Raw genomic sequence first — 18540 nt, forward strand, 5'->3', positions numbered from 1 at the left:
TCAGATCGTGAGTTCGGCGACGAAGTCGTAGGCGTCGCCGCGATAAAGCGAACGGGTGAATTCGACCGCCCTGTCCTGCGCGTCGAAGCACAGGCGCAGGATCGACAGCGCCGCGGCGCCGGCCTCGAGGCCGAGCAGCGCGGCATCCTCGGGCCCGAGATTGGCGGCGGTCATGCGCTGCAGGGCGCGGACCGGGCGGTGGCCGACGGCCTGCATCGCGGCGTAGAGCGAGGTGTCGACCGCCTCCGCATCCGGAAGGACCGACGCCGGCACCACGGCGCGTTCGATCGCCATCGGCCGGCTGTTGGCAAGGCGCAGCCGGAACAGCCGCGCCACCTGTTCGCCGGGCGACAGGCGCAGCTGCATGGCTTCGTCAGGATTGACCGTGCCGACCGACCGCTCCAGCCAGCGCGAAGAGGTGAAAGAGCCGCGGCTCTCCATGTCCTCGGTGAAGGATTTCAGGTGCGAAAGGCCCATCTGCACGCGCGTCGCCGCCTCGGCGACGAAATTGCCGGAACCGTGGCGCTGGCGGATGACGCCGTCGGCGACGAGCGCCTGGATCGCCTTGCGGACCGTCACCCGGGAAATGCCGATGCCGGTGGCGATGTCGCGCTCGGCCGGCAGCGCTTCGTTCGGCCTGAGACGACCGTCGGCGACGGCGCGGCGAATGCCGTCCTGCAACCGTCGATACAGCGGCCCGCCGAGGCCGGGCGCGAGAAATCCCTGGTCGAAGACGGCGCTCATGGGCGCTTGCCGTCGGCGAGCGTGGCGGCGAGCGCCAGCGCCCCGTCCAGCGCATCCCCCCGGGCCTCGCCGATGTAAGGCTGCAGGGTGGCGGGCAGGCGCGGCCGGTAGCGCGCCGCCAGTCCGCCGAGCAGCACGATCGACGGGGCGCCGAGCGCCAGAAGCCGGGTCAGCGCCGCGACGACGTGAAACAGCCCTTCCGCGACGATCGCCATCGCCACGGGGTCGCCGTCGTCGGCGCCGTCCATGACGAGCGGGGCGAAACCGCCGAAATCCACGGGCCGGGCCTCGCCGCCGAATTCCACGAGCCGCGCCGCATCGCCGTCGAAGCGGTCGAGCACCAGGCGAATCAACTCGCTCGCCGGGCCGATGCCGTCATGCGCGAGGAGGGCCGCGACGAGCGCCGCGCGGCCGAGATAGCCGCCGCCGCCCTGGTCGGAGAGGGCAAAGCCCCAGCCCCCGATCGAGGTGAAATTTTTGCCTGTCCGGCGGACATAGGCGGTGCCGGTGCCGAGGATCGCGATGGCACCATCGGCGTCGGCATGCGCGCCGCGGCAGGCGACGACGGCGTCGGTCTCGATTGCCCGACGGGCGAAGGGGAGGGGGCGGCTTGCGAGCTCCTCGGCCAGCGAGGGGATGTTGGCGCCGGCGAGACCGAGCCCGGCATGGCAGCGCCCGAGGTCTTCCTCGCCGAGACCGCCCTGTGCCAGGGCTTCCCGCGTCACCGACAGGATGTTGTGCAGAGCAAGGTCAAGGTCGCTGAAGATGTTGGCCGAGCCACCCTCGGCCTCGCCGATCGGCGTGCCGTCGGCGAAGCGGGCCCGCACCCGGCAGCGGCTTCCGCCGCCATCGACGCCGATCAGGATGGGTTGCTGCATGATACCTCCGGGTACCAAAGTAATACCAAAAGTTCGGGCGGACGCAATCGCTATTCTCGCCTGTTCAGCGACGCTCGCGCTTTCTCCGAAATACCGCGGCAAATAGCGAAAAAATAAGGCATCTCTCTATGCTGCGGTGCGGAAGAGCAAAAAGTTAAGGATTGCGTCTGGACGAATGGCATCAAGTTGGTAACATCAATGGACATAAGCCGTGCTGCCGACCGGAGAACTGCGATTGTTTCCACCGACCGTCCTTTCCCCCGACAGGCCGTCTTCCCCGCTGACGGCGGTGGTGCGGGCATGACGGATCTTCGCGCGACGGAGACCCGGCATCCGGGCGTCGTCGACATCGAGCGCTGGGACGACGGCCGGGTGCTGGCGGCGCTTCTCGGCGGTCAGAAGCGCGCCGTGGAGGCGGTCGAGGCCGTCATTCCGGCCCTCGCATCGGCGGCCGAGCTCGCCGTGCGCAGTCTCAACCAGGGCGGCCGGCTTGTTTATCTCGCCGCCGGCAGCCCGGCCTTGATCGCCCTCGGCGATGCGCTCGAAATTCCGCAGACCTATGGCGAACCGGCGGAGCGGTTCGCCACCATCCTGGCCGGCGGCCTCGCCATCACGGAAAGCCTCGTCGGCGGGCCGGAGGACGACGGCGGACAGGCCGAGCGCGACGTCGCTTCGGCCGGTGTTGGCGCTGCCGACTGCGTCGTCGCCATCTCGGCCAGCGGCTCAACGCCCTACACGCTGGCCGGCCTCGCCGCGGCCAGGGCGGCGGGCGCGGCGACCGTCGCCATCGCCAACAATCCGGGCGCACCGCTGCTGGAGGGCGCCGATGTCGGCATCGTCCTCGACACCGGGCCGGAGATCGTCGCAGGCTCCACCCGCATGGGCGCCGGCACGGCGCAGAAGGTGGCGCTGAACATGCTGTCGACCCTTGTCGCTTTGCGGCTCGGCCACATCCATGGCGGCCACATGGTCAGCCTGCGTGCCGACAACACCAAGCTGCGCCAGCGCGCGCTGCGGATCGTCACCGACCTCAGCGGCGCAGACGCATCGGCCGCCGCCCGCGCGCTGGCCGCGGCCGACGGCGCGGTCAAGCCGGCGGTGCTGCTGGCCTCGGGCGACCGCGATCTCGATGCCGCTTCGTCCCGCCTTCTGCGCCACGGCGGACGTCTCGATCGGGCGCTCGATGAACTCTCTGCCGTCGCGGTCCCCTGACGGCGGCCCTTCCGATTTTGCCCTGAGATCCTGCACCCCATGGAGAAGCCCGTGACCCTGCCCACCAAACGCTTCCTTCTTTCCGCCGCCGCCATCGCGGCGCTTTCCGCCGCGGCGCTGCCCGCGCAGGCGCAGACGACGCTGACCATCGAGAGCTGGCGCAATGACGATCTGGCGGTCTGGCAGGAGAAGATCATCCCGGTCTTCGAGGCTGCCCATCCCGACATCAAGGTGGTGTTCTCGCCGTCGGCCCCGACCGAGTACAATTCCGCCCTCTCGGCCAAGCTCGACGCGGGCTCCGGCGGCGATCTCGTCGCCTGCCGCCCGTTCGACGCCTCGCTGGCGCTGTTCGAGAAGGGCCAGCTCGCCGACCTCTCGGCGCTTCCGGGCATCGAAAACTTTGGCGACGTCGCCAAGACCGCCTGGTCGACCGACGATGGCGCGAAGACCTTCTGCGTGCCGATGGCCTCGGTGCTGCACGGCTTCATGTACAACAAGAAGGCGTTCGCCGATCTCGGCCTGGAAGTGCCGGCGACCGAGGACGAGTTCTTCGCCGTGCTCGACAAGATCAAGGCCGATGGCACCTACATCCCGCTCGCCATGGGCACCAAGGACCAGTGGGAAGCCGCGACCATGGGCTACCAGAACATCGGTCCGAACTACTGGAAGGGCGAGGAAGGCCGTAAGGCGCTGATCGCCGGCACCCAGAAGCTCACCGATGCGGACTGGGTGAAGCCTTACGAAGTGCTCGCCAAGTGGGCCGACTACATGGGCGACGGCTACCAGGCGCAGACCTATCCCGACAGCCAGAACCTCTTCACCCTCGGCCGCGCCGCCATCTACCCGACCGGCTCCTGGGAGATCTCGCCGTTCAAGCCGCAGGTCGACTTCGAGATGGGCGCCTTCAAGCCGCCGGTGCCGAAGGCCGGCGACACCTGCTACATCTCCGACCATCCGGACATCGCCATGGGCCTCAACGCCAAGAGCCCGAACCAGGAGGCTGCGAAAACCTTCCTGTCCTGGGTCGCATCGCCGGAATTCGCCACCATCTACGCCAACGAGGCGCCGGGCTTCTTCCCGCTGATCGACGCCAAGGTCGAGCTGACGGATCCGCTGGCGCAGGAATTCGTCAAGTGGCGCTCGGAATGCACGCCGACGATCCGCTCGACCTACCAGATCCTGTCGCGCGGCACGCCGAACCTCGAGAACGAGACCTGGGCGGAATCGGCCAATGTCATGAACAAGACCGAGACCCCGGCCCAGGCCGCCGAAAAGCTGCAGAAGGGCCTCGACAGCTGGTACAAGCCGGCGAAGTAAGCCTGCGCTCACAAGCTTGACGCCATTCTTCTCCCCTTGGGGGAGAAGGTGGATGCGAGCGAAGCGAGCAGCCGGAAGAGGGGAGCGCCCGGGGAGATCATTCTCATGCGGTGTTCCCCTCATCCCCTGCCGGACCTTCTCCCCAAAGGGGAGAAGAATACTCTTTGACGTTTCGCCTGGTAGTCGGGCGCCGGATAGCGAAGCTTGCGGCGCGTCAACTCGCTCGCCCAATCGAGGAACGCCCACCCATGAGCGACGCCGCCCTGCGGAAGCCGAGACGCTGGCACATCCTCGTCTTCCTCGCGCCGGCGATTCTGATCTACACCGTGATCATGATCGTGCCGCTGGCGGAAACGCTCTGGACCTCGCTGGAGGGCGTGCGGGACGGTGAGACGCGCTTCGTCGGCCTCGAAAACTTTCGAGTTCTTTTCGGCGACCCCCGCTGGTCGCAGAGTTTCTGGAACGCGCTCGGCAACAATTTCTATTTCTTCGCCATCCACATGCTGGTGCAGAACCCGATCGGCATCGCGCTGGCAGCCCTCCTATCGATCCCGAAGCTGAAGGGCGTTGCGATCTACCGGACGGTGATCTTTCTGCCGACAATCCTCTCCTTCGTCATCGTCGGCTTCATCTGGAAGCTGATCCTCTCGCCGCTCTGGGGCGTGGCGCCGGGGCTGCTCGGGACCATCGGGTTGAAGGGTCTTTTCGCGCCCTATCTCGGCGTCGAGGCCTATGCGCTGACCACCGTCTCGCTCGTCTCGGTGTGGCAATATGTCGGCATTCCGATGATGCTGGTTTATGCGGCGCTCTTGACCATTCCCGACGAGATCATCGAGGCGGCGGAATGCGACGGCATCACCGGCTTCCGGCAGTTCTGGCAGATCCGCCTGCCGCTGATCCTGCCGACCATCGGGCTCGTCACCATCCTGACCTTCGTCGCCAATTTCAACGCCTTCGACCTGATCTACTCGATGCAGGGCGCGCTCGCCGGGCCCGATGGTTCGACCGACATTCTCGGCACTTTCCTCTACCGAACCTTCTTCGGCTTCCAGCTGCAGCAGGGCGACCGGCACATGGGCGCGGCGATCGCCACCGGCATGTTCACCATCATCCTTCTCGGCGTGTCGCTGTATCTCTTCGTCATCCAGCGGCGCATCCGCCGCTACCAGATGTAAGGGGCGGATATGGCCAACACACGCCACGGCGGCTTCCGCATCGGTCTCGTCCACCTCGCCCTCGTCCTCTACTCGCTGATCGCGGTGCTGCCGGTCGTCCTGGTAGTGATGAACTCGTTCAAGACGCGCCGGGCGATCTTCGGCAGCCCGCTGCTGCCGCCGACGACGGAGACCTTCAACCTCGGCGGCTACGGCACGGTGATGGCGCAGGGCAATTTCCTGCTCTATTTCCAGAACAGCTTGGTCGTCACCGTGGTGTCGATCTTCTTCGTCATCCTCTTCGGCGCCATGGCGGCGTTCGCCCTGTCGGAATACCGCTTTCGCGGCAACAGCTTCACCGGCCTGTTCCTGGCGCTCGGGATCATGATCCCGATCCGCCTCGGCACGGTGGCGATCCTCGAAATGATGGTCGCCTCGAACCTCGTCAACACGCTGACGGCGCTGATCCTCGTCTATGTCGCACAGGGGCTGCCGCTCGCCGTCTTCATCCTGTCGGAGTTCATGCGGCAGGTCTCGGACGATCTGAAGAATGCCGGGCGGATCGACGGCATGTCGGAATACAAGGTGTTCTTCGTCCTCGTCCTACCCCTGGTACGGCCGGCCATGGCGACGGTGGCGGTGTTCACCATGATCCCGATCTGGAACGACCTCTGGTTCCCGCTGATCCTGGCGCCCGGCGAATCCACCAAGACCGTGACGCTCGGCGCGCAGCAGTTCCTCGGGCAGTACCTGACGAACTGGGAAGCGGTGCTCTCGGCCCTGTCGCTCGCTATCCTGCCGGTGCTGGTGCTGTATCTCCTGTTCTCGCGCAACCTCATCCGCGGTATTACCTCGGGCGCGGTGAAGTGACGGAGGCAGGGATGAAGCCCTCGGAAATTCTGGCGGCAAAGCGCGATGAAGTGCTGGCGGTGATCGCGCAATCGCGGTTCACCAACCCCCGTTTGTTTGGGTCGGTCGCTCGCGGCGAAGACGGAGACGAGAGCGATCTCGACATCCTGGTCGACTCGCCTTCCGGCGTCTCGCTCTTCGATATTGTTGGACTGGAACTTCAACTGGGCGATCTCTTGGGGATACCTGTCGATCTCTTTACGATGGACACGCTGAAGAAAGATATCCGTCCGAACGTCCTGCGCGACCAGCGGCCGCTCTAGCCATGGCCTTTCAGCGCAGCGCCCGAGACCGTCTCGAAGACATCGTTCAGTGGGGCCACTTCGTTGCGGACCATATTGCCGGCAAGGATCGCTCGACATTTGAAGCTGACCTGAAGACGCAGCACGCCGTCATCAAGTGTATCGAGGTGGTCGGCGAGGCTTCGGGGCAACTGATGAGGCTCTTGCCCGATCACGCCACGGCCCTTGCCGGCCTGGACCTCCGCGCGGCTTACGCCATTCGCAACAAGTTGAGCCACGGTTATTTCGAGATCGCGGTGGATCGCCTCTGGACCGCCGCCAGCCAGTCGGTGCCGGAGATCGTCGCCATGGCCGCGGCGGCGCTCGCAACCTTTGATGATGGAAATGCCAAATGACTGATACCGCTCGCCCCTTGCGCGTCTTCGTCGCGGGACTCGGCCAGATGGGGCGCAGCCATGCGCTCGCCTATCACGCCCATCCCGGCTTCGAGATCGTCGGGCTCTACAACCGCTCGCCCGTCGACCTGCCGGTGGAGCTCTCCGGCTATCCCTTGCTCGGCAGCTACGAAGAGGGGCTGGCGCTGACGCCCGATCTCGTCGCCATCTCGACCTATACCGACAGCCATGCCGATTTCGCCGTCGCCGCGATGGAGGCCGGCGCGCATGTCTTCGTCGAAAAGCCGCTCGCCGGCACGGCCGAGGAAGCGCGCCGCGTGACCGACTGCGCCCAGCGGACCGGCAAAAAGCTCGTCATCGGCTATATCCTGCGCCATCACCCCTCCTGGATGCTGTTTATCGAGACGGCGCGGGCGCTGGGCGGGCCCTATGTCATTCGGTTGAACCTCAACCAGCAGTCCTCGGGCGCGGCCTGGGAGATCCACAAGCAGCTGATGAAGACGACCTCGCCGCTGGTCGACTGCGGCGTCCACTATGTCGACGTCATGTGCCAGATCACCGACGCCAGGCCCATCGAGGTGCGCGGCATGGGGCTTCGCCTGTCCAACGAGATCGCCGAGACCCAGGTGAATTACGGCCATCTCCAGGTGATCTTCGACGACGGCTCGGTCGGATGGTACGAGGCGGGCTGGGGGCCGATGATGTCGGAGACGGCCTTCTTCGTGAAGGACGTCATCAGCCCCAAGGGCGCGGTGTCGATCGTCATGGACGAGGGGGCCGCGTCGAGCGACGTCGACACCCACACCAAGACGGCGCGCATCCGCGTGCATCATGCCGAGCGCGGCCCGGACGGCCAGTTCTCGCGCGGCGACGACTGGCTGTCGACGGCCGACGAGCCGGGGCACCAGGCACTGTGCGACCGCGAGCAGGCCTTCGTTCTCCGGGCGATCCGCGAGGACATGGATCTCGCCCAGCACAACGAGGATGCCGTGCGCTCGCTGGAGATCGTGCTCGCGGCCGAGACCAGCATGCGCGAGAACCGCAGCGTGCGCCTGTGACGGCGGCACGGTGCGGCCAGACGAAACGGATGGGAAAGCCGACATGAAATCCTTGCGGCTCAGCCGGATCGTCAAAACCTTCGGCACCGTCGAGGTGCTGAAGGGCATCGACCTCGAGGTCGAGACGGGCGAGTTCGTCGTCTTCGTCGGCCCGTCCGGCTGCGGCAAGTCGACCCTGCTGCGCGTCATCGCCGGGCTGGAGGACCAGACGTCGGGCACGGTCGAAATCGCCGGCGTGCCGGTCGACGCGGTGCCGCCGGCCAGGCGCGGCATCGCCATGGTGTTCCAGTCCTACGCGCTCTATCCGCACCTCACCGCCGCCGGCAACATGGCGCTGGCGCTGAAGCAGGAGGGCGTCGCCAAGGCCGAGCGGGAGGCTCGGGTGGCGAAGGCCGCGGGGCTTCTCGACCTGACGCCGCTGCTCAAGCGCCGGCCGGCGGAGCTCTCCGGCGGGCAGCGCCAGCGCGTCGCCATCGGCCGCGCCATCGTGCGCGATCCCAAACTCTTCCTGTTCGACGAGCCGCTGTCCAATCTCGACGCGGCGCTCCGGGTCAACACGCGCCTAGAGATCGCCCGGCTGCACCGCGCGCTTGGCGCCACCATGGTCTATGTCACGCACGACCAGACCGAGGCGATGACGCTCGCCGACAAGATCGTCGTCCTCAATGCCGGAAAGGTGGAGCAGGTCGGCCATCCGATCGAGCTCTACAACAGCCCGCGCAACCTCTTCGTCGCCGGCTTCATCGGCTCGCCGCAGATGAACTTTCTCAAAGGCCCGCTGGCGGCCCGCGAGGGGGCAGAGACGATCGGTATCCGTCCGGAGCATCTCGCCCTCGACGGCGAGGGGGCGCGGTGGACCGGCACCGTCCGGCATGTCGAGCATCTGGGTTCGGACACCTATCTCTACGTGACGCTCGGCGAAGGGGCGGAGTTGACGGTGCGGCTGGCCGGGCAGAGCCGCGTGGCGATCGGCGAGACGGTCGGCTTGTCGCCCCAGAACGGCCCGGTGCACCGGTTCGGGGCAGACGGCGCGACGCTGGCCTGATCCCCTCGACAGGCTCCGCTCCTGGCAGGATCAGGCCGTCGCTTCCTCGATCAGCCGGGCGGCGAGCGTCGCGCCGCCCGCTTTGGCGATCTCCCGGCCGAGCCAGGCGGCTTTGGCCGTCGCTTCCGGCTTTTCAATCAGCGGCCGCAGGGCGGCCGCAACCGCTGTCGAGGTCAGACCCCGGCGCGGCAGCATGCGGCCGACGCCGTGGTGGACGACGCGGGCGGCGATGCCCGGCTGGTCGAAGGCGATGGGGATGACGAGGAGCGGCACCGCGGCCTGCAGGGCATCGAGCACCGTGTTCATGCCGCCATGGGTGACGCAGGCGTCGGCCCGGGCGAGGACGGCCGCCTGCGGCGCGAAATCGGTGACGAAGTCGGCGCCGAGCGAGTAGGCCGCGGCTTCGCTCAATCCGCCGCAATGGGCGACGAGCAGCTGCGCGTCGATCCGTCGGCAGGCGCTGGCGACCGTCTTGAAGATGTCGAGGCGATGGCCTTGCAGCGTGCCGAGAGAGGCGAAGACGAAGGGGCGCTTCGGATGCAGGCCGAAGGGCAGAGCTTCATCGCTCGTGGCCTTTCGGATCGGCCCGACGGCGTGGAAGCGCGGATCCGGGGGACGCGGAAAGTCGAAGCCCGCCGGGCACTGCGAAATCTGCAGAAGCGGTGAGGCGCAGTCCTCCATGGTCGTGCGTGGGGCGAGGCCGAAACGCGTCGCCCATGCCTCGATTGTCCGTCGTTGGCGCCGGAGAAGGAAGGCGGCGACCTTCTCGCCGGCCCGGTTGCGCTTCAGGCCGGCGAGGGAGGGGTCGTAGGGCCAGCCGAGAAAGGGCAGCGGCACGCCCGGCGCCGCGTTCACCGGCAGGGCACAGGCCACGGAGACGAGCGGCAGGCCGAGATGGGCGGCGAGCAGCCCGGCCGCCGGCTCCATCTGGTCGCCGACGATGGCATCGGCGCCGATCGCCTTCAGCAGCGCCGGCCCGTCGCGGCAGAGCGCGTCGGTGAGGCGCGCGGTATCGGCGACCGTGCGCAGGATGCCGAGCGGGCCGTTCGGCCGGGCCGCGCGCTTGATGATCGCGTCCAGATCGCCGCCGGGGCCGGTGGTGACAACAGCCGGCCCGTCAGAAGAAATCAGCCGCTCGCCGCCGGCATTGAGGACAAAGGTCGTGCGGTGGCCGCGCGCCGCCAGCGCCTCGGCCAGGGCCTCGAAGACCCTGACATGGCTGTAGAACGGCGGGCAGATCAGGGCGTAATGCGCCATGGCGGACGAACTTCCGGTCGGGCTTCCGGCGCAAGATCCCGGTCGGTGGCGGGCCAGCCCTTGCGGGAGAGCCCTATTCTAGCCGCCACCCATGGAGGTTGGAAGCGGCGGGCGGCCGGGCGTCGGTGATCCGGCCCGTCAGTCCGAGATCAAATCGTTTCCCAGCTGCCGGTCTTTGCCGAGAGGTAGAGCGCATCGATGGCGCGCATGTTGAGCACCGCGTCCTCGATCGGAAATTCCGGCTGCGCCTCGCCGCGGAAAATCCGCACGGCGGCGGCGCCCTGGAGCATGTACTGGTCGCAGGCCTCGATCGTCTCGGTCCGGACGCCGCTGCCGTCGATGGCGCCGCTGCCGTCGACGAAGAGCGTGGTCGTTTCGCCCTGCGGTGCGTTCAGCGACACCGGCACCTCGATCCGGCCGCGGCTGCCGAAGATCTGCATGCGCTGGAAGGGCACGAGCTGGGTGGACGTGGCGAAGCTGAGCTGCCGGCCCTCGCCGAAGTCGAGGATCGCGCCGGTCAGCCGGTCGGTTTCCAGCACCGGATCGCGGTCGATCAGGGCGATGGCGCGCAAGGGCTCGCTGCCGAAGACGAAGCGCGAGAGCAGCACGGCATAGCAGCCGACATCGTAGAGCGCGCCGCCGCCGATGTCGGCCTGGTTGCGGACATTGGCAGGGTCGGCGTTGTAGTAGCTGAGCGTCGTCTGCATCAGCACGACATCGCCGATCTCGCCGCTGGCGACGATCTCGCGCACGCGCAGCCATTGCGGATGCTGGCGGACCATGAAGGCCTCCAGCACCTGGCGGCCGCTTTTGTCGCGCGCCTCGACCAGCTGCGCCGCTTCGTCGGCATCGAGGGCGATGGGCTTTTCGCAGAGGACATGCTTGCCGGCGGCGAGCGCCTTCAGCGACCAGGGCACGTGCAGATGGTTCGGCAGCGGGATGTAGACTGCCTCGATCACGGGATCGGCGAGGAGCGCCTCGTAGCTGCCATAGGATGTGGGAAGGCCAAAGCGTGCCGAGGCTTCAGCAGCCTTGCCGGCATCGCGCGAGGCGAAACCGCGAATCTCGCTCGTCTCGTCCTTCAGCATGCCGGGGACGACCTTCTGCAGCGCGATGTTGGCCGCACCCATGATTCCCCAGACGAGTTTGTCCGCCATACCTGTCCCCTTCGCCCCGTGTGCAAGGGATCTAGCGCCGGGCGCGCAAGCGTCGAGACCGCGGCGCGTCAGCCTCCGCGGCGCAAGACTTCCTCGATGCTCATCGGTTCGAGCGGCGCCCCGCGGCTGGCGCGCACCCGGCTGACCGGCGGCGGGGGCAGGGTCGGGGCGGTGTCCTGCACTGCGGGCTCGTCCGCCGGCAGCGTCACGCGGCCGAACACCGGCTGCGATCCCGGCTCGGGGATGACGGCCGGCTCGAACACCGGCTCGGCCTGCTGCTGCCGGGCGGCGCGGATCTCGCGCCGCACCGCCTGGCGCTCCGGCGGCTCATAGGAGAGCCGGTCCTGGCGCCCGGCCGCGACGCGCCGGCGCACCTGTTCCTGCGTCGACGACGCGTCCTTGCGCTTTTCATAGAAGGCGTTGCCGCCGGCGATGGTGACGTAGTGCATGTTGGAATAGGGGAAGGAGTAGCCGGCGGTGTGGAAGAACATGGCGCGGCCGACTTCCGGATGCTTGCCGCCCTTCATCACCACCTTGGCCGTCTTGGCGGCGAGCGCGCGGCCGGCCCCCATCGGCTTCGATAGCACGCCCGGCGCGAACTGCTTTTTCTGGCCGACGACGCCGCAGACGGTCTTGGGGTATTTGCCGGACTTCATCCGGTTCATCACCACCGTGCCGACGGCAAGCATGCCCTCGGGGCTCGAGCGATTGGACTCGAAATACATCACCCGCGTCATGCACTCCTCGTCGCTCATCAGGGGATGGCGGGCGCAGGACGCCAGCATGCCGAGGGGGACGAGAAGCGCGAGAAGCAGGAGACGCTTGTAGGGCAGAACGAGGGGCATGGGGTTCCGTCGTCGCGAAAAGGAAACCCCACATTACCCGTCAAGGGCTTAAGAGATGGTGAGCGGCACTAAGGCGGGCTTGGCATCGCCGGGGGCCGCCTTCGCGGGCGCCTCTCCCGGTCGCGGCTGCCGGGGCGGGGCGGTCGAATCGCGAACCTTGAACTCGTTGGCGAGAAGGGTCGTCGTCGGCGCGGAGGGCCCGGGCTTTTTGATCAGATCGAGCATTAGCCGGGCGCCCGTCGCGCCGAGCTCGTAGCGCGGCTGGCAGACCGTCGTCAGCGTCGGCTCGCAGAAATCGGCGAACTCGATGCCGTCGAATCCGACCACCGAGACGTCGGCCGGAACGCGCACGCCCGCCGCCTGCACCGTCTTCATGAAGCCGATCGCCATCTCGTCGTTGCAGCAGACCACGCCGGTGGGCCGTTCCGCCAGTGCCAGGAAGGCTTCCGCCGCGGTCACCCCGCCGGAGAACTGGAAATTGCCCTCCGTCCGCCGGACCCGGACGTCGCCCAGCGCCAGCTCGGCGAAGAGCTGCTGCAGCGCCGCCCAGCGGATGCGCTCGTTGGCATTGCCGTCTGGCCCGGCGACGTAGAACAGGTCGCGGTGGCCGAGGCCGACGAGATGGCGCGCGGCTTCAACGATCGTCTCGCCCTCGTCGGTGAGAATGGCATGCGTGCCTTCCGCCGCGGCGCAGATGCTGACCATCGGCAGGCCAGTATCCAGCATCGACCGCTCTCCGCTGACCGGCACCTTGCCCGAGAGGATGATCGCGCCGTCGATATGGCCGGCGGCCATCATCTCGACGACATGGCGCTCCTTGGCGCCCTCCTGGTCGAGATTGCCCATGATGACGGAATAGCCGGCGGCCGACAGCACGGTGTCGATGCCGCGCAGCACCTCGGCGAAGAAGGGCGGGTTGGCGCGGCGCGGGACGACGACGAGAATCATCTGGGAACGGCCGCCGCGCAGATTGCGGGCCGCGGCATTGGGCGTGTAGCCGAGGCGCTCCACCGTTTCCAGGACCCGCCGGCGCAGTTCCTCGCTGACGCTCGCCGGGGCGGCCAGCGCCCGGCTGACCGTCGCGGTCGAGACGCCGGCCTCGCGCGCCACGTCACCGATGCGCGGTGCGCGTTCCGCGGGGCCCTTCCGCCCGCCTTTCCTGGTCCTGCCGATTCGCTCGCTCATTGAGCCTACATGCCGCCTGTTGCAATCGATTACAATCTCCTCTAGGTTTCGGTTACTGTAAACGATTACAAAAATAGATCGGTGCAGATTTCTGGGAGGAGAGGAACATGACCGCATTGCTGCGGCGAGCCATGCTCGCGACGACTTTCATCGGGCTGACGCTGACGGGCGCGGCGGCCCAGGAGAAGCCGAAGGCCGAAGTCATCCACTGGTGGACCTCCGGCGGCGAGGCCGCCGCCGTGAAGGTCTTCGCCGACAAGTTCAACGAAGCGGGCGGCGAATGGGTGGATTCGGCCATCGCCGGCGGCGAGGCGTCGCGCTCGGCGACCATCAACCGCATCGTCGGCGGCAATCCGCCGACCGCCGCACAGTTCAACACCGGCAAGCAGTTCCAGGACCTGACCCAGCAGGGGCTGCTCAACAGCATCGAAGAGCTGGCCGTGGCCGGCAAGTGGCGTGACTTCATGCCGCCGTCCTTCGTCGAGGCCTCGACCAAGGACGGACAATTCTATGCCGTGCCGATCAACGTGCACGGCCAGAACTGGATGTTCTATTCCAAGGACGTGTTCGAGAAATCCGGAGTCGCTGCGCCGCCGGCGACCTTCGACGAGCTCTTCTCCGCCCTCGACAAGATCCAGGCGGCGGGCTTCATCCCGCTCGCCCAGGGCGGCGAGCTCTGGCAGGAGCGTCTCTTGTTCAACGCTGTCCTCCTCGGCGTCGCCGGCCGCGATGTCTACATGAAGATCTACCAGGACCGCGACGAGGCGGCGCTGCAGTCGCCTGAATTTCTGAAGGCGGTCGAGACCTTCGGCAGACTGCGCCAATATGCCGACCAGGGCTCGGCCGGGCGCAACTGGACCGACACCGCGGCGCTCGTGATCACCGGCAAGGCCGGCATCCAGATCATGGGCGACTGGGCCAAGGGCGACTTCAAGGCCGCAGGCCAGACCGCCGGCCAGGAGTTCGGCTGCGCGCTGACGCCGGGCGAGCCGACCTTCATGATCGGCGGCGACGTCTTCGTTTTCCCCAAGACGAGCGATGCCGAACAGGTGAAGGCCCAGAACCTTCTCGCCACGGTCATGCTGGAGCCGGAAACACAGGTCGCCTTCAACACGGTAAAAGGCTCGGTGCCGATCCGCAGCGACATCGACACGTCCAGCCTCGACGAATGCGCCAAGAAGGGCCTGGACTATCTGAAGAGCCCGGACACGCAGGTCGGCAATTCCGAGCTCTTGATCTCTTCCGATCTCAACGGCTCGCTCGGCGACATCATCACCGAGTTCTGGAACGACCCTTCGGCCAGCGCCGAGGACATGGTCGCCGCCTATGGCGAGGCGCTGCAGTCGATCGACTGACACCGACCGGGCGGCGGCTTGCCCGCCGTCGCCCCGTCCCGATTGATCGATCCGCGAGGTCCCCATGTCCAGACGCAGCCTTCCGACCGGCATGGCGACGCTGTCGCTGATTCCGTCGGCGATCCTCATCCTCGTCGCCTATGTCGGCACCATGCTGTGGACGGTGAACATCTCCTTCACCGCCTCGCGCAGCCTGCCGGTGGCCGACTATGTCGGATTCGGCAACTATGTCAGGCTGTTCGGCTCGGCGCGCTGGCAGACCTCGCTCGAGCACATGGCGATCTTCGGCGTGCTGTTCATCGCGGGCTGTCTGACGCTCGGCTTTCTCCTGGCCGTCTTCCTCGACCAGAAGATCCGCGGCGAGGACGGCTGGCGGACGATCTTCCTCTATCCCTACGCCATGTCCTTCATCGTCACCGGCCTGATCTGGCAGTGGATGATGAATCCCGCCCTCGGCATCCAGAAGACGATGCGCGATCTCGGCTGGGAGAGCTTCACCTTCGACTGGACGGCGAACCGCGACATGGCGATCTACGCCGTCGTCATCGCCGCGCTCTGGCAGAGCTCCGGCCTGGTGATGGCCCTGATGCTGGCCGGCCTGCGCGGCATCGACGAGGAGATCTGGAAGGCGGTGAAGGTCGACGGCATTCCGGTCTGGCGCGCCTATGTCTCGATCATCCTGCCGATGCTGGCGCCGATGATCGGCACGGCGGTGGTGCTTCTGTCGATCTCGACCGTTAAGGTCTACGATCTCGTTGTGGCGCTGACCAATGGCGGGCCGGGCTCGGCGAGCGAAGTGCCCGCAAAATTCGTCATGGACTACCTGTTCCAGCGCGCCAATATCGGGCTCGCGACCTCGGCCTCGGTCATCATGCTCTTGATCGTCCTCGCCGTCCTCGGCCCGTTCTTCTACTTCAAGACCTATGGCGCCCGGCGGAGGACGGCAGCATGAGCGCGCTCGCCCCTCCCGTCGCCGGCGCGCGCCGGGACGCCGAACCGTCCCGCCCGGCCGAGAAGTCGGCGATGCGCGGACGAAGGCCGCAGCGGCTGACGCCCGGGCGGATCGGCCTCTATTTCTTCCTCTTCTTCGCCGCGCTGTTCTTCCTCCTGCCCTTCTACGTGATGATCGTCACCTCGTTGAAGACCATGGACGAGATCCGCCTCGGCTCGATCTTCGCCTGGCCGTCCGATCTCACCGTACAGCCCTGGATCGTGGCCTGGCAGGAGGCCTGCACCGGGCTCGACTGCTCCGGCATCCAGGTCGGCTTCTGGAATTCGGTGCGCATCCTCGTGCCGAGCGTCATCGTCTCGATCCTGTTCGGCGCGGTGAACGGCTATGCCCTGTCGTTCTGGCGGGTGCGGGGGGCGAACCTGTTCTTTGGCGTGCTCCTCGTCGGCGCCTTCATCCCCTACCAGGTGTTCATCTATCCGCTGGTGCGCATCATGGCCCAGTTCGGCCTCTACGGCACGCTGCCGGGGATCGTCACTATCCACGTGATCTTCGGCATGCCGATTATGACGCTCCTGTTTCGCAACTACTATGCCAGCCTGCCGGCGGAACTGTTCAAGGCGGCGCGGGTCGATGGCGGCGGCTTCTGGCAGATCTTCGTCCACGTGATGCTGCCGATGTCGCCGCCGATCATCATCGTCGCCACCATCCTGCAGGTCACCGGCATCTGGAACGACTTCATCCTCGGCCTGACCTTCGCCGGTCGCGACAACCTGCCGATGACCGTGCAGCTCAACAACATCGTCAATTCGACCACCGGCGAGCGCGCCTACAACGTCAACATGGCCGCGACCATCCTCACGGCGCTGGTGCCGCTGACGGTCTACTTCGTATCGGGTCGCTGGTTCGTCCGCGGCATCGCCGCCGGCAGCATGAAGGGATGAACATGGACACCACCCCCAACATCGCCGGCACCGACACCAGCGTTTCGGTGCGCGACCTCGACATCCACTACGGCGCGCTGAAGGCGCTGCACGGGCTCGACCTCGACGTCGGCCGTGGCGAGTTCCTCGTCCTGCTCGGCCCGTCCGGCTGCGGCAAGTCGACCCTCCTCAACGCCATTGCCGGCCTCATCGACATCACCGACGGCGAAATCTGGATCTCCGGCAAGAACGTCACCTGGTCGGAGCCGAAGGACCGCGGCATCGGCATGGTTTTCCAGTCCTACGCGCTCTATCCGCGCATGAGCGTCTACGACAATCTCTCCTTCGGCCTGCGCATGACGGGCATCCCCAAGGCCGAGATCGCCGCGCGCGTCGACAAGGCGGCGACCATGCTGCAGCTCGTGCCGCTCCTGAAGCGCAAGCCGGCCGAGCTCTCGGGCGGGCAGCGCCAGCGCGTCGCCATCGGCCGGGCTCTGGTGCGCCAGGTCGACGTCTTCCTGTTCGACGAACCGCTGTCCAATCTCGACGCCAAACTGAGGGCCGAGCTGCGGGTCGAGATCAAGCTGCTGCACCGCCAGCTGGGCAACACCATGATCTACGTCACCCACGACCAGATCGAGGCGCTGACGCTCGCCGACCGCATCGCGGTGATGAAGAACGGGGTGATCCAGCAGCTGGCGCCGCCGATCGAGGTCTACCAGAAGCCGGTGAACCGCTTCGTCGCCGGCTTCATCGGCTCGCCGCCGATGAACTTCTTCGACGGGCGCTTCTCGCCGGCGGGCAAGGCGATCGTTTTGGGCAACGAAACCGTTTCGCTCGCCCCCTATCCGTTCAGGGCCACGCTCGAGGCCGGCCGCGAGGTGACGCTCGGCGTCCGGCCGGAGCACATCACGCTCGGCGAGGCGCCGCCGCGGTCCTTCGCCGCGACGGGGACGATCGATCTCGTCGAACCAATGGGCGCCGACACGCTGTTGTGGACCAAGTTCGGCGGCCACCCCCTGACCATCCGCGTCGACGGCGAGAAGAGTTTTCGCCACGGCCAGCCGATCACCTTTTCCTTCGATCCCTCCCGCGCCTCGCTGTTCGACCGCGCCTCGGGCGAGCGTCTCTGACACCCAACCCTTACCGGACATCCCCATGACCCCAGACCTTTCCATGCAGCTCTATTCGGCCCGCAACTTTCCGCCGCTGGCCAGCCAACTCGCCGTGTTGGCCGATCTCGGCTACCGCAATGTCGAGCCGTTCCGCGCTCTTTACGACGACGTGCCCGGCCTCGTGGCGGCGTTGAAGACCCACGGCCTGACCGCGCGCAGCGCCCATTTCAGCGTCGAGCTTCTCGAGAGCGAGTTCGATCGCAGCCTGGAGATCGCCCGGGCGCTCGGCACGGAAATCCTCGTTCTGCCCTATCTCCTGCCGGCCGATCGGCCGACGGACGCCGAAGGCTGGACCGACTTTGCCGGTCGTGTCGGGGCCATCGCCGGACGGGCGACGGACCACGGGCTGCGCACCGCCTGGCACAACCATGATTTCGAGATGGTGGCGCTGTCCGACGGCTCCCGGCCGATCGAGCACATCCTCGGCTCCGGGGTCGAATGGGAGGCGGACGCGGCCTGGATCGTGCGCGCCGGCGAAGACCCGAAAGCCTGGATCGAGCGCTACTCTGGACAGATCGCCGCCGTGCACGTCAAGGACATCGTCGCCACCGGCGAGAATGCCGACGAGGATGGCTGGGCCGATGTCGGTCACGGCACGATGGACTGGCAGGGCTTGTGGGACGCCGGCATCGCCGCCGGCGCCGAGCTGATGATTGCCGAGCACGACAACCCGTCCGACTTCCGGCGCTTTGCCGCCCGCAGCGCCGAGGCGATGACCGCTTTCGGCGGCGGAGCCTGAC

19 protein-coding genes are annotated in these 18540 nt (G+C 67.1%); 13 read left to right on the top strand and 6 right to left on the bottom strand.

What is annotated here, in order from left to right:
- Both IEX88_RS19335 and IEX88_RS19340 read right to left on the bottom strand, forming a co-directional pair.
- Positions 1 to 744 carry a GntR family transcriptional regulator gene (locus tag IEX88_RS19335; protein ID WP_188853867.1) on the bottom strand — a complete coding sequence of 248 codons (744 nt, stop codon included), beginning with the start codon at positions 742 to 744 and terminating at the stop codon, positions 1 to 3.
- Complete coding sequence (locus IEX88_RS19340) at positions 741 to 1622, bottom strand: glucosamine kinase nucleotide-binding domain-containing protein (RefSeq protein ID WP_188853869.1); 882 nt, start codon at positions 1620 to 1622, stop codon at positions 741 to 743. The genes IEX88_RS19335 and IEX88_RS19340 overlap by 4 nt, the downstream gene beginning before the upstream one ends.
- A gap of 300 nt (positions 1623 to 1922) precedes the next feature.
- On the opposite strand from IEX88_RS19340, the gene IEX88_RS19345 reads away from it, so the two are divergent.
- From IEX88_RS19345 to IEX88_RS19380, 8 genes are all read left to right on the top strand, one after another.
- Positions 1923 to 2834 carry an N-acetylmuramic acid 6-phosphate etherase gene (locus tag IEX88_RS19345; protein ID WP_188853871.1) on the top strand — a complete coding sequence of 304 codons (912 nt, stop codon included), beginning with the start codon at positions 1923 to 1925 and terminating at the stop codon, positions 2832 to 2834.
- 93 nt (positions 2835 to 2927) lie between these two features.
- Entirely contained in the window at positions 2928 to 4151 is a 1224-nt protein-coding gene (locus IEX88_RS19350; protein WP_373289629.1) for an ABC transporter substrate-binding protein, read from the top strand.
- Between the two features lie 248 nt (positions 4152 to 4399).
- Positions 4400 to 5326: a carbohydrate ABC transporter permease gene (locus IEX88_RS19355; protein ID WP_188853875.1), complete on the top strand. Its 927-nt coding sequence runs from the start codon at positions 4400 to 4402 to the stop codon at positions 5324 to 5326.
- 9 nt (positions 5327 to 5335) lie between these two features.
- The gene (locus tag IEX88_RS19360) at positions 5336 to 6175 is read left to right on the top strand and encodes a carbohydrate ABC transporter permease (RefSeq protein WP_188853878.1); all 840 of its coding nucleotides are present in this window, start codon (positions 5336 to 5338) and stop codon (positions 6173 to 6175) included.
- Positions 6176 to 6186: 11 nt separating this feature from the next.
- Positions 6187 to 6477, top strand: coding sequence for a nucleotidyltransferase family protein (locus tag IEX88_RS19365; RefSeq protein ID WP_188853880.1), 291 nt, complete (start codon positions 6187 to 6189; stop codon positions 6475 to 6477).
- 2 nt (positions 6478 to 6479) lie between these two features.
- Positions 6480 to 6851, top strand: coding sequence for a HepT-like ribonuclease domain-containing protein (locus IEX88_RS19370; RefSeq protein ID WP_188853882.1), 372 nt, complete (start codon positions 6480 to 6482; stop codon positions 6849 to 6851).
- Positions 6848 to 7909, top strand: a complete 1062-nt coding sequence (locus IEX88_RS19375) for a Gfo/Idh/MocA family protein (protein WP_188853884.1) — start codon at positions 6848 to 6850, stop codon at positions 7907 to 7909. Before IEX88_RS19370 ends, IEX88_RS19375 begins: the two co-directional genes overlap by 4 nt.
- 43 nt (positions 7910 to 7952) lie before the next feature.
- Positions 7953 to 8954 (top strand): ABC transporter ATP-binding protein, encoded by a 1002-nt coding sequence (locus IEX88_RS19380; RefSeq protein WP_188853886.1) that lies wholly within the window; start codon positions 7953 to 7955, stop codon positions 8952 to 8954.
- A gap of 30 nt (positions 8955 to 8984) precedes the next feature.
- On the opposite strand, the gene IEX88_RS19385 is transcribed toward IEX88_RS19380, so the two are convergent.
- The 4 genes from IEX88_RS19385 to IEX88_RS19400 form a co-directional block, all read right to left on the bottom strand.
- Entirely contained in the window at positions 8985 to 10211 is a 1227-nt protein-coding gene (locus IEX88_RS19385) for a nucleotide disphospho-sugar-binding domain-containing protein (protein WP_188853888.1), read from the bottom strand.
- A 149-nt stretch (positions 10212 to 10360) separates the two neighbouring features.
- Positions 10361 to 11368, bottom strand: a complete 1008-nt coding sequence (locus IEX88_RS19390; RefSeq protein ID WP_188853890.1) for a Gfo/Idh/MocA family protein — start codon at positions 11366 to 11368, stop codon at positions 10361 to 10363.
- Between the two features lie 68 nt (positions 11369 to 11436).
- Positions 11437 to 12153, bottom strand: a complete 717-nt coding sequence (locus IEX88_RS19395) for a cell wall hydrolase (protein ID WP_244640386.1) — start codon at positions 12151 to 12153, stop codon at positions 11437 to 11439.
- Between the two features lie 108 nt (positions 12154 to 12261).
- Positions 12262 to 13323, bottom strand: coding sequence for a LacI family DNA-binding transcriptional regulator (locus tag IEX88_RS19400; RefSeq protein WP_188853892.1), 1062 nt, complete (start codon positions 13321 to 13323; stop codon positions 12262 to 12264).
- Positions 13324 to 13505: 182 nt separating this feature from the next.
- Here IEX88_RS19400 and IEX88_RS19405 point away from each other — a divergent pair, with 182 nt between their 5' ends.
- The 5 genes from IEX88_RS19405 (at position 13506) to IEX88_RS19425 (ending at position 18539) form a co-directional block, all read left to right on the top strand.
- Positions 13506 to 14753: an ABC transporter substrate-binding protein gene (locus IEX88_RS19405; RefSeq protein ID WP_244640368.1), complete on the top strand. Its 1248-nt coding sequence runs from the start codon at positions 13506 to 13508 to the stop codon at positions 14751 to 14753.
- Between the two features lie 64 nt (positions 14754 to 14817).
- On the top strand, positions 14818 to 15705 hold the full coding sequence (locus IEX88_RS19410; protein WP_188853894.1) for a carbohydrate ABC transporter permease: 888 nt from the start codon (positions 14818 to 14820) through the stop codon (positions 15703 to 15705).
- A complete protein-coding gene (locus tag IEX88_RS19415) occupies positions 15702 to 16646 on the top strand; it encodes a carbohydrate ABC transporter permease (protein WP_210319301.1) in 945 nt (314 codons plus the stop codon). The genes IEX88_RS19410 and IEX88_RS19415 overlap by 4 nt, the downstream gene beginning before the upstream one ends.
- 2 nt (positions 16647 to 16648) lie before the next feature.
- Positions 16649 to 17758 carry an ABC transporter ATP-binding protein gene (locus IEX88_RS19420; protein ID WP_188853896.1) on the top strand — a complete coding sequence of 370 codons (1110 nt, stop codon included), beginning with the start codon at positions 16649 to 16651 and terminating at the stop codon, positions 17756 to 17758.
- 25 nt (positions 17759 to 17783) lie between these two features.
- Positions 17784 to 18539 (top strand): sugar phosphate isomerase/epimerase family protein, encoded by a 756-nt coding sequence (locus IEX88_RS19425; protein ID WP_188853898.1) that lies wholly within the window; start codon positions 17784 to 17786, stop codon positions 18537 to 18539.
- The last annotated feature ends 1 nt before the right edge of the window (position 18540 follow it).

It is taken from the genome of Aureimonas glaciei (genome assembly GCF_014643375.1).
GTDB lineage: Bacteria > Pseudomonadota > Alphaproteobacteria > Rhizobiales > Rhizobiaceae > Plantimonas > Plantimonas glaciei.

Coding starts and splice junctions, on each gene's coding strand:
- IEX88_RS19335 (WP_188853867.1), bottom strand. CDS start 744: ATGAGCGCCGTCTTCGACCAGGGATTTCTCGCGCCCGGCCTCGGCGGG.
- IEX88_RS19340 (WP_188853869.1), bottom strand. CDS start 1,622: ATGCAGCAACCCATCCTGATCGGCGTCGATGGCGGCGGAAGCCGCTGC.
- IEX88_RS19345 (WP_188853871.1), top strand. CDS start 1,923: ATGACGGATCTTCGCGCGACGGAGACCCGGCATCCGGGCGTCGTCGAC.
- IEX88_RS19355 (WP_188853875.1), top strand. CDS start 4,400: ATGAGCGACGCCGCCCTGCGGAAGCCGAGACGCTGGCACATCCTCGTC.
- IEX88_RS19360 (WP_188853878.1), top strand. CDS start 5,336: ATGGCCAACACACGCCACGGCGGCTTCCGCATCGGTCTCGTCCACCTC.
- IEX88_RS19365 (WP_188853880.1), top strand. CDS start 6,187: ATGAAGCCCTCGGAAATTCTGGCGGCAAAGCGCGATGAAGTGCTGGCG.
- IEX88_RS19370 (WP_188853882.1), top strand. CDS start 6,480: ATGGCCTTTCAGCGCAGCGCCCGAGACCGTCTCGAAGACATCGTTCAG.
- IEX88_RS19375 (WP_188853884.1), top strand. CDS start 6,848: ATGACTGATACCGCTCGCCCCTTGCGCGTCTTCGTCGCGGGACTCGGC.
- IEX88_RS19380 (WP_188853886.1), top strand. CDS start 7,953: ATGAAATCCTTGCGGCTCAGCCGGATCGTCAAAACCTTCGGCACCGTC.
- IEX88_RS19385 (WP_188853888.1), bottom strand. CDS start 10,211: ATGGCGCATTACGCCCTGATCTGCCCGCCGTTCTACAGCCATGTCAGG.
- IEX88_RS19390 (WP_188853890.1), bottom strand. CDS start 11,368: ATGGCGGACAAACTCGTCTGGGGAATCATGGGTGCGGCCAACATCGCG.
- IEX88_RS19395 (WP_244640386.1), bottom strand. CDS start 12,153: ATGCTGGCGTCCTGCGCCCGCCATCCCCTGATGAGCGACGAGGAGTGC.
- IEX88_RS19405 (WP_244640368.1), top strand. CDS start 13,506: ATGACCGCATTGCTGCGGCGAGCCATGCTCGCGACGACTTTCATCGGG.
- IEX88_RS19410 (WP_188853894.1), top strand. CDS start 14,818: ATGTCCAGACGCAGCCTTCCGACCGGCATGGCGACGCTGTCGCTGATT.
- IEX88_RS19415 (WP_210319301.1), top strand. CDS start 15,702: ATGAGCGCGCTCGCCCCTCCCGTCGCCGGCGCGCGCCGGGACGCCGAA.
- IEX88_RS19420 (WP_188853896.1), top strand. CDS start 16,649: ATGGACACCACCCCCAACATCGCCGGCACCGACACCAGCGTTTCGGTG.
- IEX88_RS19425 (WP_188853898.1), top strand. CDS start 17,784: ATGACCCCAGACCTTTCCATGCAGCTCTATTCGGCCCGCAACTTTCCG.